Here is a 17,363-nt window from a genome sequence, read left to right as displayed (position 1 = left end):
CAATGCAAAAACCAACCTTCCCTACGGCTTAAACCTTCTTGAAAAGGTCGCCTGAAACACCGTTTCCTTATCTTTTATCACTTTTAACGAACTGTCCCTCTAGGGTCGATACGCTTTGCCGCATACGCCGCAATCGGGATTTTTGTGGACGCGGAATGTCTGCCATTTGGCGGTGAGCGCGTTGTAAGTTGCCAGTTTGCCGTGTGCCGGTTCGCCTGCACCGGTCAGGATTTTGAGGGCTTCGGCGGCTTGGGTGGCGCCGATGATGCCGACCAGCGGGGAAAACACGCCGAACAGGGCGCAGGCTCCGTCGTCGGCGGTGTCGCCGTCAAACAGGCAGGCGTAGCAAGGGCTGTCAGGCAAATCGGGGCGGTACACGGCGATTTGTCCTTCGAAGCGGACGGCGGCGCCGGAAACCAGCGGGGTGCGGGTAGCGACGGCGGCGCGGTTGATGGCTTGGCGGGCGGGATAGTTGTCGGTGCAGTCGAGGACAATGTCGGCGGCGCGCATGAGTTCGGTCAGGCGGGCTTCGTCCAGCTTTTCGGTCAGGGCGGTAATGTCGCACGCGCTGTTGACGGCTTTCAGACGACCTGCCATCACTTGCGCTTTGGCTTGTCCGATGTCGGCTTCGGTGAAGGCGGTTTGGCGTTGGAGGTTGGTATCGTCTATGGTGTCGTGGTCGGCGATGATGAGTTTGCCGACGCCTGATGCGGCAAGATACGGGAGGGCTGCCGCACCCAGTCCGCCGCAGCCGACGACGAGGACGCGGGCGGCAAGGATTTTTTCCTGCCCTTCGATACCGATTTCGTCGAGAAGGATGTGGCGGCTGTAACGGAGCAGTTGGTGGTCGTTCATGATGGGTCGTCTGGATGTTGTATCGCGGATGGAATCGGCAAAACGGGCAACGCCGCCCCGATGTTTGCCCCCTGTTGTATAGTGGATTCACTTTAAACCAGTACGGCGTTGCCTCGCCTTAGCTCAAAGAGAACGATTCTCTAAGGCGCTGAAGCACCAAGTGAATCGGTTCCGTACTATCTGTAATGTCTGCGGCTTCGTCGCCTTGTCCTGATTTAAATTTAATCCACTATATTTATCCGTATGCCTCATGCCAAAGGTCGTCTGAAACCTCAAACTGGCTTTCAGACGACCTTGTTTTGTTCAATCAGAATTCGATGTTTTCGTAGGCATCGTCGAATACGAACGGGCCGCGTTCGCCGCCGCTTTCGGATTCGAGGTGGATGCGGGTCATCATCATGGACTGGTCGACTTCTTTCATCATGTCGTAAATGGATATGAGGGCGATATTGACGCCGGTGACGGCTTCGGTCGTGATGCTTTTGCCGACTTCAGAGGAAACGGTTACGGTGGCTTTGACGTAGGCGAGTTCGACATCGACATCGAAATCGACGCGGACGTGTTGCAGGGGGAGGGGCTGGTAAAGCGGAACAAGCAGTCCGACCTGCTTGATGCCTTGGACGGCGGCGATACGGGCAACGTTGAGGATGCCTGCGTTTTGGGTGGCGTTTTCCGCCAAAACTTTGATGGCGGAGGTACTCATGTTGATGGAGCCACTTGCCACGGCGGTGCGGATGGTGGGTTGGCGTTTGTCGTTTTCGCGTACGGAATTGAAGTTGAACATACTGTGCCTGCGTGAAAATAGGATTTTATGTCGTAGTATTTTACGGGATTTCTACACTTCGGACTATGCTGAGGATACGAACGGCAGAATAATCGGACTGAAATGCACGGACGGCTTTGTTAAGGAATTAACGGCTTGGCTTGCGCGGACGCGGGTTACATCAAGTTTCGGTGTTTTGCAACACCTTTTCCGATGGCGGTTTCAGACGACCTGCTATACAATGTTTTACGTTTGTTTTTAAGATAAATAAAGAGAGAAAATCATGCAACTGCATATCCTGAACAATCCCAAAGACGCGGCTCTGGCGGCAGACGCGGAATTTTTGAAACAATCTTTGTACAAACTCCTGCACGAAGAAGCCTCGCCGTTGGTAGTGGAAACGGTCAAACTGTTGTCCACTTCGGACGACAGCGCGGCTTTGATTGAGAAGGTTTTGCCGCAACTGGACGAACAACAAACCCACGACCTGACGCTTGCCTGCGGCTTGTTCGCGCAAATTCTGAACATCGCCGAAGACGTACACCACGAACGCCGCCGCCAAATCCACGAAGAGGCGGGACACGGCGGCGCGGAAGGCAGCTTGGCGGAAACGGTACGCAAACTCAAAGCGGCAAAAATCGGCGGCAAGGCGGTTCAAAAACAATTAAATACGACCAATGTTACCGCCGTTCTGACCGCGCACCCGACCGAAGTGCAACGCCAAACCGTGTTGAACTTCAACCGCCGCATCCGCGCCCTCCTGCCCCGCCGCGAACGCTGCACCCATGCCGATGCGCTGGCGGAATTGCGCCGCGAAATCGACACTATCTTATTGGGCTTGTGGCAAACCAGCGAAACGCGCCACCACAAACTCAGCGTCAACGATGAAATCAACAACGGCGTATCCATCTTCCCGATGAGTTTCTTCGAGGCGCTGCCCAAACTCTACCGCAGCATGGAACGCGAGTTTCAGACGACCTATCCTGATGTTGACGTGCCCGACATCTTAAAAATCGGTGGCTGGATAGGCGGCGACCGCGACGGCAATCCGTTTGTCTCCGCCGAGACCCTGCGTTTCGCTTTCCGTCGCCATGCCGACGCGGTGTTCCGCTTTTACCGCGGCGAACTCGACAAACTCTACCGCGAGCTGCCGCTTTCTGTCCGCCGCGTCAAAGTCAACGACGACGTAATGGCGTTGTCCGACGAATCGCCCGACGAAGAAATCGCCCGCACCGAAGAGCCGTACCGCCGCGCCATCGCCTACATCATGGCGCGCGTCATGGGCAAAGCCCGCTCGCTCGGCTTGGGTATGGGCTGCAAATTCGGCTTTATGATGCCTTACGCCTCCGCGCAAGAGTTTTCAGACGACCTCCACAAGCTGCAACGCTCCCTGCGCGACAACGGCAGCGCGCTTTTGGGCGAAGGCAGACTCGCCGACCTGATCCGCTCCGTGTCCGTGTTCGGCTTCCACATGATGCCGCTCGACTTGCGCCAACACGCGGAAAAACACGCCGATGTCGTTGCCGAACTCTTCAAACACGCCGGTTTGGAAGACTACTCCAGCCTTTCCGAAACGGAAAAACAAACCGTCCTGCTGCGCGAGCTGAAACACCAGCGGCCGCTGTCCAGCCCGTTCATCACTTACAGCGAACACACCCGCCGCGAAATGGCGATTTTCAACGAAGCGCGCAACATCAAAGACGAATTCGGTGAAAACGCCGTTACCCAAAGCATCATCTCCAACTGCGAACAGCCCAGCGACCTGCTCGCCCTCGCGCTGCTGCTTAAAGAAAGCGGTCTGTTGACAGTTGAAAACGGCAAACCGCAAAGCCGCATCAACATCGTCCCCCTCTTCGAAACCATCGAAGCCCTCGAAAACGCCTGCCCCGTCATGGAAACCATGTTCAGCAGCAAATGGTACCGCGACCTGCTGCAAAGCCGCGACAACATTCAGGAAATCATGCTCGGCTATTCCGATTCCAACAAAGACGGCGGCTACGTGACCAGCTCTTGGTGCCTCTATCAGGCGGAATTGGGCTTGGTCGAACTCTTCAAAAAATACGATGTCCGTATGCGCCTCTTCCACGGCCGCGGCGGCAGCGTCGGACGCGGCGGCGGCCCGTCTTACCAAGCCATCCTCGCCCAACCCGCAGGCAGCGTAGCCGGACAAATCCGCATCACCGAGCAAGGCGAAGTCATCACCGCCAAATACGCCGACCCCGGCAACGCCGTGCGCAACCTCGAAACCCTCGTCGCCGCGACGCTCGAAGCCAGCCTGCTGCCCGATCAAAAAGACCCCGAACCCGCACTCATGCAGGCATTGTCGGACGTATCGTTCAAATACTACCGCGAGCTGATTACCCACCCCGACTTCATCGACTATTTCCTGCAAACCAGCCCCATACAGGAAATCGCTACCCTCAACCTCGGCAGCCGTCCCGCCAGCCGCAAGACCTTGGCGCGGATACAGGATTTGCGCGCGATACCGTGGGTGTTCTCATGGATGCAAAACCGCCTCATGCTGCCCGCGTGGTACGGCTTCGGCAGCGCAGTGGAAAGCCTGTGCGAAGGCAAACCCGAAACCCTCGCCGCCCTGCAGGAACACGCGCAGCATAACCCATTCTTCCAAGCCATGCTCTCCAATATGGAACAAGTCATGGCGAAAACCGACATCACCCTCGCCGAAAACTACGCCGGCTTGAGCGAATCGCCCGAAAAAGCCGCCGTCATCTTCGGCATGATTAAGGAAGAATACCAACGCAGCCGCAAAGCCCTGCTCGACCTTTTGCAAACCGACGAACTCTTGCGCGACAACCGCAGCCTCGCCCGTTCGCTCGCCCTGCGGATTCCGTACCTGAATGCGCTCAACGGCCTACAAGTCGCCATGCTCAAACGCCTGCGCAAAGACCCGCACGACCCGCACACCCTCCTGATGGTGCACCTGACCATCAACGGCGTGGCACAAGGTTTGCGCAATACAGGTTAAGGCAGCACGAAAAAAGGTCGTTTGAAAACCGTTTCAGACGACCTTTAGACCAAGCGCAAACCGTAACGCGGGCTTTATTTGAGAAAGCCCATACTGTTCTGCTGCATCACTGTGTTTACCGGGGTATGGCAGCCGCTTCGGCGTTGCGGATGATCAACGTACTGACACGCCTTAGCGCGGTATAGTGGATTAAATTTAAATCAGGACAAGGCGACGAAGCCGCAGACAGTACAAGATAGTACGGAACCGATTCACTTAGTGCTTCAGCACCTTAGAGAATCGTTCTCTTTGAGCTAAGGCGAGGTAACGCCGTACTGGTTTAAAGTTAATTCACTATACTGCCCCATATCGCCGCACCATAACATTTCAGACGACCCCGAGGTCGTCTGAAACACAAAAACAGCTTACGTCAAGGGAGCCATCATTATGTCTGACATTGTCTTTATATTGTTATTCGGCAGGCTTCAACCCCACAGGACAACCGACTCATCCGACTCGCCCGTCCCCTTTTGGCATTCGGCGGCAGGCTCGGCTTTGATTTATTTATGCATATGCATAGTGACAATCATCGTTCATGATTCGATTTCCAAAGCCATTGACAGCCTCCCCCTCATCCTGTTTCAAACCATCTGCATGTTCGGCTGCTTGCTTTTGTATTTCAAAATGTTGCGTACCACGACCAACCCGAAACGCCGCCGGTTTATCTATTGGGGACTGGGCATTCTTTCAGGTATAGCCTTAACCCTACTGACCGAAAAATTGTTTTATTGGGCAAACTTATTTATTATGCATTGACTGGAGGGGCAACAGGCTACCCCCTCTTTTTTCAGACGACCCCGAGGTCGTCTGAAAAACAAAAACATCTTACTCACAAGGAAATTATTTTATGATGTTACTCTTTGCATCCATCTTTTTTGACATTGCTTTGATATTGGCATTCGGCAGATTTCAAGCTGTGGGGACGCTGGATTTCCCCGACAAGCTCTATCCCATCTGGAAATGGGCGGTAGGCGCGGGCGTACTTTACACACTGAAACCTGCAATAATCGCCTACGCCTCTTATTCATCTGTCTCCCTCTTCGGCTGTTTACTGACTGCCGCCATCTCATCCGCCACGTTCGCACTCTATTTCAAACTGCTGCGTGCCACCACTGACAAACCTACGCAGCACCGATCTATTTACTGGGGTGTCGGCATCGCTTCTGCATTTTTACTGTCTTTCGGTTTAGGCTATCTTGGCGCATTGATAAACCGCCTTCCGCAATAACCCTTTTCAGACGACCTTTTCCACACTTCCGCATACCATGCCGACCAAACCGCCCGCCTACCACATCACGCACAAAATCCGCCAAACCCGCCGCATCTCGCGTAAAAGCATTGCTTTTCTGTTCCTGCTGGCAGGTTCGGCGCTGGTCGCGCTGACCGCCCTCCTGTTTGCTTGGATGGCGGATTTCGCGTTGGAAACGAATGCGGAGCTGGTGCAAAAATATCCTTGGTTTGCCTGGGTCGCCCTGCCCTTAGGGCTGCCGCTCATCGTCTGGATCACCCGCCGTTTCGCCCCCTACACCTCCGGCAGCGGCATCCCGCAAGTGCTCGCCAGCCTCGCCCTGCCCTACGGCGCCAACAAAACCCGCCTGATCCGCCTCAGCGAAACCCTCATCAAAATCCCGCTGACTTTCCTTGCCATGTTTGCAGGCGCATCCGTCGGGCGTGAAGGACCGTCCGTCCAAGTCGGCGCGGCAGTCATGAGCGCGTGGGGCGCATGGTGCAAAAAACACGGCTTCGCCTTTCGCGGTATGCAGGAAAACGACCTTATCGCCGCAGGCGCGGCAGGCGGGCTTGCCGCCGCGTTCAACGCCCCGCTGGCAGGCGTGATTTTCGCCATCGAAGAACTCGGGCGCGAAGTCATGCTGCGTTGGGAGCGGCAAATCCTGCTCGGCGTCCTCGCCGCCGGTTTCATCCAAGTCGCCATACAAGGCAACAACCCCTATTTCTCAGGCTTCAACGGCGGCGCGCTCGACAATATGCTCGGCTGGGTATTGGGCTGCGGACTCACGTGCGGCATCGCCGGCGGACTGTTCGGACGCACCCTGTATCTCGGCGCCACTGCCTTCGCCCCCGCCAAATGGCGCGAACACATCCGCCGTCATCCCCTGATTACCGCCGCCCTCATCGGCATCCTGCTCGCCGCCATCGGCACGCTTTACCAAGGCAAAACCTACGGCACAGGCTACCACGAAGCCGCCCAAGCCCTGCGCGGCATCCACGAAGCCCCCGCCGGACTCGCCGCCGCCAAATGGTTCTCCACCGTCCTGACCTACTGGACAGGCACGCCCGGCGGCATCTTCACCCCCTCCCTCACCATAGGCGCAGTCTTGGGCGAACACATCGCCATCCTCACCGGACTCGCCCAAGGCACCCACGTCCTCGTCCTCATCTGCATGGCAGCCTTCCTCGCCGGCGCCACCCAATCGCCGCTCACCTCCGCCGTCGTCGTGATGGAAATGACCGGCGGACAAAACCTCCTCTTCTGGCTGCTCATCGCCTGCATCTTCGCCTCACAAGTCTCCCGCCAATTCTCCCCCCGCCCCTTCTACCACGCCGCAGGCACACGCTTTAAACGGCAGGTGGAACAAAGCGGACAGAAGTGAAGCCAGATATTGCCGATGCGGGAAGGTGTAGGAAAGATCGTCTGAAATGTTTAGCGATTCGCGGGCAAAGCCCACGCTACAAAGTTTGTTGACAACACAATTGCCGTAGAGTGAACTCTGTCCACGAAAATGATTGACGCAAAAAGGTCGTCTGAAAACCCGATGTAAGTTTTCAGACGACCTTCTTAAGGTATAGGGATTCACTTACCCCGGCAATCAAGCCAAGAAAAAACCCTCGGTAGAACCGAGGGTTTGAAAATTTGGTTGCGGGAGCAGGATTCGAACCTACGACCTTCGGGTTATGAGCCCGACGAGCTACCATGCTGCTCCATCCCGCGTCAGAAAGTGGAACTATACAGACACTTGAAAACGCTGTCAAGCTATTTGTCGCCCAATTTGAGCAATTCATTAACCATTCAAATTCAAAACGGTAAAATCAATTCCAACAACCTTATGATTTCAAATAGTTTAAACCAAAATTCTACTCATCAGCGTTAATCAAAACCCCATCGTAAACCGTCCAATCTCAAAAAGCCTTTAAACATGGTTGCAACCGTTTTTTGTCTTTTCACTGCTGATACGAAACTTATCTCATAATACCTAACGGATTGTAAAACACACTGAAATAGAGATCTTCAAAGATATCCTGATCGTTTGAGTTTTGCTGATACTGCCCAAGCCCTATTAAGCCGACAGCCCATATCAGACAAACCATGATTGCCAACCTGACAATCAGGCGCTGTTTGTGCGGCATAAGGCTACATAACCAATCTGCACATAAAAGCATACCTGACATCACCCAAACCACATATCCCCAACCAAATACACCGGGTAACACAAATATCGACCCCGGTATCATCAAGATTAACATTAAACAGGGGAACAAATATAAGGTTTCTTTATCATCCTTCAATCTGATATATAAAACAAAAAAAATCACATTGGCAAATGTAGGCCAGCTCGCCGGATACCAAAAAACAGTCAAACCTGTCATCCAAATTACCAAACCTATCGCTCCACCTACAGCGGGCAAACACAAGGATAAAATGAACAGTATGATCGCCACCCTTCTTAAAGATTTTCTCAAACCTAGGTCATAATCGAGTGGCAATAGATTATCCGGCATATTATTTCCTTACACGATAAACGGCAGCCAATCAAAGGTCGTCTGAAACCTTGTTTTAGAGTTTCAGACGACCTTTTGCCTTTGCTTCAATCAAATGTTTTTATTTCTTTGCCCTAAAGCCCAACAGATGCTGCGTGGTGGCAAGCCATGCGCCGAAAAAGAGTTTAAATCAAAAATCGACTAATCAGCGTTATTCAGAACTCCATCGTAAACCGTTCAATCTCAAAAAGCCTTCAAACATGGTTGCCCCCGTTTTTTGGCTTTTCACTGTTGATACGAAACTTATCTCATAATACCTAACGGATTGTAAAACACACTGAAATAGAGATCTTCAAAGATATCCTGATCGTTTGAGTTTTGCTGATACTGCCCAAGCCCTATTAAGCCGACAGCCCATATCAGACAAACCATGATTGCCAACCTGACAATCAGACGCTGTTTGTGCGGCATAAGGCTACATAACCAATCTGCACATAGAAGCATACCCGACATCACCCAAACCACATATCCCCAGCCAAATATCCCATCAATCGCAAATATCGACCCCGGTATCATCAGGGTTAACATTAAACAGGGTAACAAAGGCAAGATCTCTTTCTCATCATTCAATCTGATATATAAAACAATAAAAATTACATTGGCAAATGTAGGCCAACCCAACGGAAGCCACAAGAAAAATAAGCCTGTCGACCAAATTAGCAAACCCATAGCTCCATTCACGGCAGGCAAGCACAAGGATAAGATGAACAGTATCTGCGCCACCCTTCTCAATAATTTGCTCAAACTTAGGTCATAGTCGAGTGGTAGTAGATTTCCCTGCATATTATTTCCTTATACGATAAATGACGGGCAATCAAAGGTCGTCTGAAACCTTGTTTTAGAGTTTCAGACGACCTTTTGCCTTTGCTTCAATCCAATGATTTTATTTCTTTGCCCTAAAACCCAACAGATGCTGCGTGGTGGCAAGCCATGCGCCGAAGACGCCTAAGGCGATGACGAAGCCGAACACCAGCGAAACTTCGCTGAAATGGAAGAAACGCCAGCCGATATTAAGCCCGTAGGGTTTGAAGATGGCATCAACCAACGGGTGCACGGCGGAGAGCAGCCAGCCGCACAGTCCCAAGCTGACGGCGGCGGAGAAGATACTCTGCCACATGGCTTGATAGAGGAAGGGGCGGCGGATGAACGATGCGGGCGCACCGAGCAGCTTGGTGATTTCAATTTCTTCTTTGCGGCTGAGGATTTGCAGACGGATGGTATTGTGCGCGACAAGGACGAACGCCATACCCAGCGTCAGTGAAAGAAACCATAAAATTTTACGGATGAACTCGTTGATTTGATACAGCGTTTGCACCCATTCGGTGTCCATGGTGGCGGATTCGACCATGGGCAGCTTGACCATATCCTGATAAATCGCCTGCATTTGTGCGGGCGGTGTAGCGGGATCGGGCGTGACGATAAATGCGTCGGGCAAGGGGTTGCCGTCGAGCATGGAAACGAGGTTTTGATCGAGGTTGGATTGCAGCTCTTCCAAGCCTTCCTGCTTGCTGATGAAACGGATTTTGTTGAGGCGGGCATCGCGTTCCAACAGGTTGCGGACGGTATCGCTGTCGGCTTTGGATGCGTCGGTTTCCATATAGAGCGTGATTTGCGGCGACTCGTTGAGCTTGCCTAAAACGCTTTGTCCGCTTTGGATGCCCAAATACATGAAAAGCGGCAGGGTCATGGCAACGGCGAGCATCAGGAGGGTGAGCAGCGTGCCGACGGGTTGGCGCAGGAGCTGTTTGAGCGCAGTGCGCGCGGATTCGACGTGCAGCGAGACGTAGTGGATGATGCTCATGCGAGTCGTCCTTTCGAGAGGCGCAGGATGCGGTGGCCGTAGTCTGCCATGAGGGTTTCGTCATGGGCGGCGACGATGACGGTGGTTCCTGCTTCGTGGAAGGTTTTGAACAATTCCATGATGTCGAGCGCGTAGGCGCGGTCGAGGTTGGCGGAGGGTTCGTCGGCAATCAGGAGGCTGGGCTGGTGGACGACGGCGCGGGCGATACACAAGCGTTGCTGTTCGCCGCCTGAGAGGGTCACGGGATCGTCCAATTCGCGGCCTTTCAAGCCGACTTTTTCAATGGCGATACGGGCGCGTTCTTCGGCTTTGCGCGGCTGATAACCGATAATCCGCAGCGGCAGGATGACGTTTTGCAGGACGTTGCGGTCATAGAGGATTTTGTGGTCTTGGAACACGATGCCGATATGTTGGCGCATGAAGCCGATTTGGTTGTCGCTCAATTCGCCCAAGTCTTGGTTGTTGAACCACACTTTGCCTTTGCTGGGTTTGGTAATACCGGAAATCAGCTTGAGGATGGTGGACTTGCCGGAGCCGGAGTGGCCGGCGATAAATATCATTTCGCCTTTTTTGATTTGGAAGCTGACGTTTTTCAGGGCTTCAAAACCGCCGGGATAGGTTTTGGAAACTTGTTCGAAACGGATCATAAGGTATTCCTGGAAAGGGGTCAGGACAAACTTATCCACAGTTAATCCACAAAAGGATGCGCTATCGGAGATAGGTCGTCTGAAAAATAGGATATGTGCCGAATTATAAAGATTTCGGCGTTTTTTTGATAGTTTGCTCAGATATGGACGGCGGTAGGCAAAGCGTCGGACTGACGGCTTTACAACACAATATTACAAGTGTGATTGTCGCCATCATTTTATTTACCGGCATTTATCCACAAAACGCCCTGAACAAAGAGGTCGTCTGAAAATTTTCAGACGACCTCTGCGCATAATATAGTGGATTAAAATAAAAATGAGACAAGGCGGCAACGCCCGCCGTGTACGGGTAGTATAGTGGATTAAATTTAAATCAGGACAAGGCGAGGCAACGCCGTACTGGTTTAAAGTTAATCCACTATACATAAGGGCGTTGGCAGCGCCGTATATTGCAATTTTAATCCACTATAAACACCAAAAACCGCGTATCCAACTGAATGGCAGATACGCGGTTTGAGATTTGAAGCACATCTTCGGGGCTTGCTTCCTAACCGTTCAGACAATGCAAAGTGCAAGCTTAATTGATGTCCAAACGTTCCATACGGTAGCGCATGGAACGGAAGCTGATGCCCAAAAGCTTGGCTGCTTGAGTGCGGTTGTAACGGGTTTGCTGCAACGCCTGTTCGATAATGCCACGCTCGATTTGGTCAAGGTAATCTTGAATCTGCATGGTGCGCGGGTCAAACGGCGGAAGCGGCTGGTGATCCAAAGTTTCGCCTTTTCGTGTTTCGGAATCGGCGATGTCGTCAAGACTGAGGTTTGGATGGTCGTTTTTGGGCGTCGTCGTGTTTTGGATTTGCAAATCATCCAACTGGATAACTTGTCCGACAGTCAGGGCGACGGCGCGTTCGAGGATGTTTTCGAGTTCGCGGAAGTTGCCGGGATAGCTGTAATGCAGCAGGGCTTCTTGCGCTTTGGGGCTGAGTTTGTAGGTTTGCGTACCGTGGCGGTGTTTGTAGAGCAGGTACAGAATCAGCGCGCCCAAGTCTTCGCGCATTTCGCGCAGGGGCGGCATATACAGGGTAACGACGTTGAGGCGGTAATATAAGTCTTGACGGAATGCACCGCTGTCAACAAGGGCTTCGAGGTTTTTGTGGGTGGCGCAGATGATGCGGACATCGACGAAAGTTTCGCGGGCATCACCGATGCGGCGCACAGCTTTTTCTTGGATGGCGCGCAGGAGTTTGACTTGCATGGCTAGCGGCAAGTCGGCAACTTCGTCGAGGAACAGCGTACCGCCGTCGGCGTGTTGGAAGAAGCCGAGACGGTCTTGGTCGGCGCCGGTAAAGCTGCCTTTTTTGTAGCCGAAGAACTCGCTTTCCATCAGATTTTCAGGAATCGCGCCGCAGTTGACGGCGATAAAGGGCTTGTCAGCGCGATCGGACAATTCGTGGATGGTACGCGCCGCCTGTTCTTTACCAGTACCCGATTCGCCGGAAATATAAACGGGCACGCCGCTGCGGGCGAGGCGGCGGATCAGATGGCGGACTTCGACCATTTGGGGCGAACTGCCGAGCAGCCGCGGCATATCTTCTTCGCCACCCAATTCAGGCACGTCTTCGTTCGCACGCATGGCGATTTCGCCGGTGGCAAAGCGTTCTTTCATGGAACGCAGGCTTTCGGGTACGGAGACAGAACCGCTCAAGTCGCGTTTGGGCGGCTTGGGTGGGGTTTTGGGCTTGTTGAATGCGGCTGCGACAGGCGCGGACGGTTTTTCGGTTGGCGGCTGGGCAATTTCGTCCGTACTGTTGGAAACAGAAACGGCAGATTTAACCAACGAGCGAAGTTGGGAAAGGGTAATCGGCTTTTGCAGGTAGTCGAACGCGCCCGCATTAAGCGCTTCAACCGCTTGGTCGGCATTACCGAAAGCGGTAATGACGGCGACAGGGGTGTCGAGCATGAGTTCGTCTATGTATTGGACGACTTCGAGACCTGAGCCGTCGGGCATCCGCATATCGGTCAAAACGAGGGAATAGTCGTTGTTGTCGAGCTTGTCTTTGGCATCTTCTACGCCGACGGCGGTCTGCACGCGCAGTCCCATCTTCATCAGCGTCATTTCCATCAAGTCACGGATGTCGGCCTCGTCGTCGACGACCAATACTGGGTCTTGCAGCTTACTCATTGTGTTCTCTCGGTAAAATCAGTTCGAATCCGTTCATTTCGGGGTGGTAATGGAGTTGGCCCATATTGGCGTGCGCCAATTCGCGGGCAACGTACAATCCCAATCCTGTACCTTGTTTTTCAGTGGTGTAGAACGGCTCGAAGAGATGGTTGCGGACTTCGGGCGAAATGCCTTTGCCGTTATCGGCAACGACGATGGAAATATGCATCCTGCCGCTGGGGCGGATCAGGACGGTAATCGCATTCTCGTCCTGACGGCTGTGCCGCCACGCGTTATTGCAGAGGTTCCACATGATTTGTTGGATGTGCATCACATCAGCGAGGACGGTAAGGTTGTTGCCGTCCATGTTCATGCGCAGGCAGCCGATGGCTTCGGAATTGTTGAGCGTGAACTCTTGTTTGAAGTCGAGCCAGAATTTCATCAGGTTGATCGGCTCGCGGCTGATGTTGTCGCGTTTGTTGAGCAGGGAGATGTCTTCCAACATTTTGTCGATGCGCTGGATGTTGCTGTCGATGATGCCGCAAAGCTTGGCTTTAACGGGATCGGGTTCGGCATCGTCATCACTTTCTTGCAGCAAATCGCTGGCATGACGGATGGCGGACATCGGATTGCGGATTTCGTGGGCGAGGTTCGCGGTAAGCTGTCCGAGCGAAGTGAGCTTGGTGGACATGGCCTCTGCCGCGACTTCGCGCAGCGAACGGACATACAGCATGAGCAGTTCCGTCTGTTCCTGAATCAGCGGGACGGCGCGGACGTGCATGGCGTGTTGGAAGATGTGGATATCGGTTTCAAACGGTTTGTCGGGATGATATTGCCAGCGTGTAACCAATTCGCCGAACACGACTTCCTGCTGGTCAACCACCAAACCGGGGAAATAGGTTTTTGCCTGTTTGTTGAAAAGCCAAACGCGCTGGGTACTGTCGATGACGATAACGGCTTCCTGCACGCGGTTGAGGACGAGGCGGTTCAACCCGCTGATGCGGCGGTAGGCAAGCTGATGGCGGCTGGCGGATTCAGTCGCCTGCTCCAGATAGCGGGCGGCGAACGAAGTCAGCATGGCAACGAGGTAACACGCGCCACAGAGCAGGACCGTAGTAATCAGGGGCTGCGTATCCCAATCAAACGGATGCAGGCGGATGCTGCCGTCGAGCAGCAGATTGAAGAAGAACAGCATGGACGCGTAGCCTGCGTACAGCATGGGATAATGCCCGTAGCTGAGGAGGCAGGACGTCGCGACGAAAGGAAGGACAAGGATGCCGAAGCCCGAATCGACTCCGCCGGCGATATACACCAGTATCATCATCATCGAAATATCGACGACTGCGCTGGCATTGGGCAAATCCAAAGTCTGCCATTGCCAGTCCGGACGGGCGACGGATAACAAGATGAGGAAAGAATAGAGCGCTGCCCAGCTGTAAAATTCGACGGGAGGGAATGACATGCCGATATGGGTGCCATTACTGTAAACGCCGAAAGCATGCATAACCAACAGCGGCAGCACGATGGCAATGCGGGCAATATTGATTAAACCGGGTATCCGCTCGCTCAGGTTTCCCAGTTCCTGAAAGCCGGACTTACTCATATCCGCAACCCTTTTTGTTTATTTTTATCATTATTAGTACCTGTTTTTGAAATCGTTCTGCAATATTTCCGCAGACGGTCGTAAATATTTTTTTAATTTTGTCAGCATAACATAAAACGACCGTGTTTTCTAGGTTTTCAATGTGTTATCGTTTCCTCTGTTGCTTATTCGGAAGCTGTGGATAAGGTTTTCAGACGACCTGATACGTCCAAAACCTTCCCTTTTTTGCCGCGTTTGCCCTCGATGTCGCAAATGCGCAATTTTTCCTGATGCACCGCACCACGCTTGCCGACGGTTTCAACGATGAATTCCGCAGCCGTGGTCACGAGGACGTGTTCCAAAGATGCACCGTCGGTCAGCGACATCAACTGCAAACCGCGTCCTTTAGGCATGACTTTGAGTTCGCCGATCGAGAACGCCAAGAGGCGGTGGTCACTGCTGGCCAGTACGATTTTGCAATCAGGATTGATGAGCGAGGAGGCATAAACCGCAATCGGCGGCAGGACGGTTTCGCTGCTGTCCACGGTCATGACCACTTTACCCGCTTTCACGCGCCCGACCATATCGCCCAGTTTGGCGATGAAGCCGTAACCGCCGCTGCCTGAGAGCAGGTAGTGCTGTTCGGGCTGTCCGGTGAGCATGGCGACGGGCTTCGCGCCGTTTTGCAGCTCGATTAACGATGAAACCGGCACGCCATCGCCTCGCCCACCGGGGATTTCGGCGGCATCGAGCGTGTAGGTTCTACCCAATGAATCGAGAATGACGACGGGCAAAACGGTACGGCCTTCGAGGGTTTGCTTGAGGCGGTCGCCTTCTTTGAATGCGGTTTGGCTCAAATCGAGGTTGTGTCCGGCACGGCTGCGTATCCAGCCTTTTTCCGACAGAATCAGCGTAATGGGTTCATCGGCGGTGGTCTGCGTCAGCACGGCGCGTCCGGCTTCTTCCACCAGCGTGCGGCGCGCGTCGCCGAACTGCTTCATGTCCGCCTGCATCTCTTTGATAATCAGCTTGCGTTTTTCGTTTTCGTCGCCCAAAAGGATATTCAGACGACCCTGTTCCTCACTCAATTCGTTCAATTCTTTTTCGAGTTTGAAACCTTCCAAACGCGCCAACTGGCGCAGGCGGATTTCCAAAATGTCTTCGGCTTGAATTTCGGTCAGCCCGAACGCCGCCATCAGGTCGGTTTTCGGGTCGTCTGATTCGCGGATGACTTTAATCACTTCGTCGATGTGCAGAAAGACTTTCAGACGGCCTTCAAGGATGTGCAGCCGTTTTTCCACTTGGTTCAAACGGAATTTCAGACGACGTGTTACGGTCACGACGCGGAAATCCAGCCATTCCTGCAAAATCGTTTTCAGGTTTTTCTGCGCGGGGCGGTTGTCCAGCCCCATCATCACCAAGTTCATGGACACATTGCCTTCCAGCGAAGTCTGCGCCATCAGCGTGTTGATGAAGGTATCGGTATCGATGCGGCTGGATTTCGGCTCGAACACCAGTCGCACGGGATGCTCGCCGTCGGACTCGTCGCGCACGCGGTCGATTAAATCCAGCATCAGCTTTTTGGTGTTGAGCTGGTCTTGGTTGAGCTGTTTTTTACCTGCTTTCGGTTTCGGGTTGGTTTGTTCTTCGATTTCGGCGAGGATTTTGGCGGAATTGGCGTTCGGCGGCAGCTCGGTCACAATCACCCTCCATTGCCCGCGCGCCAGCTTCTCAATTTCGTAACGCGCACGCACGCGCACGCTGCCCTTTCCGGTTTCGTAAATACGGCGCAATTCGTCCGCCGGCGTGATAATTTGACCGCCGCCGGCAAAATCAGGCGCGGGGATGTATTGCATCAGGTCGGCGGTTTCCAACGTCGGCTTCTTCAACAGCGCAATCGCCGCCTGCGTAACTTCGTTCAAATTGTGCGACGGAATTTCGGTCGCCATGCCCACTGCGATGCCCGACGCGCCGTTGAGCAGCACCATAGGCAGGCGGGCGGGCAGATGCAGCGGTTCGTCAAACGCACCGTCGTAGTTCGGCACGAAATCCACCGTCCCCTGATTGATTTCGGACAACAGTAATTCCGCAATCGGCGTCAGCCGCGCTTCGGTGTAACGCATCGCCGCCGCCCCATCGCCGTCGCGCGAACCGAAGTTGCCGATGCCGTCGATTAAGGGATAGCGCAAGGTAAAATCCTGCGCCATGCGAACCATCGCCTCATAGGCGGAACTGTCGCCGTGCGGGTGGTATTTACCCAAAATCTCGCCGACCACGCGTGCCGACTTCACCGGCTTCGCCCCCGCCGTCAAACCCATATCGCGCATGGCAAACAAAATACGCCGCTGTACGGGCTTCTGGCCGTCCGAAACTTCAGGCAGCGCGCGGCCTTTGACCACGCTCATGGCGTATTCGAGATAGGCGCGTTCGGCGTACTGACCTAATAGCAGGTAGTCTTCGCCGACGGGGGATGGGACGGAAACGTGTTCGTTCATAAGGAAGCTGGAATGAAAGATAAAGGAAGGTATTGTAAAGGATAGCGAATGAAAATAAAAATGTCGGGGCATGGTTTCGCCGCGTATCTTTTTATTTTTGAATGGAATTGCTGACAATCTAAATGGATTTGAGGTCGTCTGAAATGTTTTCAGACGACCTCTCTGAGCATCATGGCAGGTTAACCCTTATATAGTGGATTAACTTTTAATCAAAACAAAGTGATGCCATATTTGCCAACTACAATTTGCTACATTTC

The 17,363-nt window shown here is 53.4% G+C and carries 13 protein-coding genes, 1 tRNA gene and 1 pseudogene; 4 read left to right on the top strand and 11 right to left on the bottom strand.

The annotated features are described in order from the left end of the window. Positions 1–99: 99 nt before the first annotated feature. The 3 genes and pseudogenes from MON40_RS01215 to MON40_RS01210 form a co-directional block, all read right to left on the bottom strand. Complete coding sequence (locus MON40_RS01215) at positions 100–855, bottom strand: HesA/MoeB/ThiF family protein (RefSeq protein WP_003780058.1); 756 nt, start codon at positions 853–855, stop codon at positions 100–102. A gap of 55 nt (positions 856–910) precedes the next feature. Then, positions 911–1,092 (bottom strand): annotated as a pseudogene (locus tag MON40_RS13445) (hypothetical protein); the annotation flags it as partial. Positions 1,093–1,162: 70 nt separating this feature from the next. After that, positions 1,163–1,639 carry a cyclic pyranopterin monophosphate synthase MoaC gene (locus MON40_RS01210; protein WP_003780054.1) on the bottom strand — a complete coding sequence of 159 codons (477 nt, stop codon included), beginning with the start codon at positions 1,637–1,639 and terminating at the stop codon, positions 1,163–1,165. Between the two features lie 262 nt (positions 1,640–1,901). On the opposite strand from MON40_RS01210, the gene ppc reads away from it, so the two are divergent. The 4 genes from ppc to MON40_RS01190 all read left to right on the top strand — a co-directional run bounded on the left by ppc (position 1,902) and on the right by MON40_RS01190 (position 7,255). Beyond that, positions 1,902–4,604, top strand: a complete 2,703-nt coding sequence (ppc, locus tag MON40_RS01205; protein ID WP_003780052.1) for a phosphoenolpyruvate carboxylase — start codon at positions 1,902–1,904, stop codon at positions 4,602–4,604. 426 nt (positions 4,605–5,030) lie between these two features. Beyond that, on the top strand, positions 5,031–5,399 hold the full coding sequence (locus MON40_RS01200) for a hypothetical protein (protein WP_003780050.1): 369 nt from the start codon (positions 5,031–5,033) through the stop codon (positions 5,397–5,399). Positions 5,400–5,490: 91 nt separating this feature from the next. Further along, a complete protein-coding gene (locus tag MON40_RS01195) occupies positions 5,491–5,871 on the top strand; it encodes a hypothetical protein (protein WP_003780046.1) in 381 nt (126 codons plus the stop codon). A 37-nt stretch (positions 5,872–5,908) separates the two neighbouring features. Beyond that, the gene (locus tag MON40_RS01190) at positions 5,909–7,255 is read left to right on the top strand and encodes a chloride channel protein (RefSeq protein ID WP_003780045.1); all 1,347 of its coding nucleotides are present in this window, start codon (positions 5,909–5,911) and stop codon (positions 7,253–7,255) included. A gap of 261 nt (positions 7,256–7,516) precedes the next feature. Here MON40_RS01190 and MON40_RS01185 read toward each other — a convergent pair. From MON40_RS01185 to parC, 8 genes are all read right to left on the bottom strand, one after another. Then, positions 7,517–7,593 (bottom strand) — tRNA-Met (locus MON40_RS01185). A 248-nt stretch (positions 7,594–7,841) separates the two neighbouring features. After that, positions 7,842–8,381: a hypothetical protein gene (locus MON40_RS01180; protein ID WP_242925968.1), complete on the bottom strand. Its 540-nt coding sequence runs from the start codon at positions 8,379–8,381 to the stop codon at positions 7,842–7,844. A 282-nt stretch (positions 8,382–8,663) separates the two neighbouring features. Then, entirely contained in the window at positions 8,664–9,164 is a 501-nt protein-coding gene (locus MON40_RS01175) for a hypothetical protein (protein WP_242925967.1), read from the bottom strand. Between the two features lie 139 nt (positions 9,165–9,303). Beyond that, positions 9,304–10,221: a permease-like cell division protein FtsX gene (gene ftsX / locus MON40_RS01170; RefSeq protein WP_003780037.1), complete on the bottom strand. Its 918-nt coding sequence runs from the start codon at positions 10,219–10,221 to the stop codon at positions 9,304–9,306. Continuing rightward, positions 10,218–10,868 carry a cell division ATP-binding protein FtsE gene (ftsE, locus tag MON40_RS01165; protein ID WP_003765335.1) on the bottom strand — a complete coding sequence of 217 codons (651 nt, stop codon included), beginning with the start codon at positions 10,866–10,868 and terminating at the stop codon, positions 10,218–10,220. The genes ftsX and ftsE overlap by 4 nt, the downstream gene beginning before the upstream one ends. A gap of 577 nt (positions 10,869–11,445) precedes the next feature. Further along, complete coding sequence (locus tag MON40_RS01160) at positions 11,446–13,050, bottom strand: sigma-54-dependent transcriptional regulator (RefSeq protein ID WP_003780033.1); 1,605 nt, start codon at positions 13,048–13,050, stop codon at positions 11,446–11,448. Beyond that, positions 13,043–14,632, bottom strand: coding sequence for a sensor histidine kinase (locus MON40_RS01155; protein ID WP_003765319.1), 1,590 nt, complete (start codon positions 14,630–14,632; stop codon positions 13,043–13,045). Before MON40_RS01155 ends, MON40_RS01160 begins: the two co-directional genes overlap by 8 nt. Positions 14,633–14,796: 164 nt before the next feature. Further along, positions 14,797–17,106 (bottom strand): DNA topoisomerase IV subunit A, encoded by a 2,310-nt coding sequence (parC, locus tag MON40_RS01150; protein ID WP_003780032.1) that lies wholly within the window; start codon positions 17,104–17,106, stop codon positions 14,797–14,799. Between the last annotated feature and the right edge of the window lie 257 nt (positions 17,107–17,363).

Source organism: Neisseria macacae ATCC 33926 (assembly GCF_022749495.1).
Taxonomy (GTDB): Bacteria; Pseudomonadota; Gammaproteobacteria; order Burkholderiales; family Neisseriaceae; genus Neisseria; species Neisseria macacae.
The sequence above is the reverse complement of the archived record's forward strand: the minus strand, read 5'-3'. Positions and strand labels throughout refer to the sequence as shown.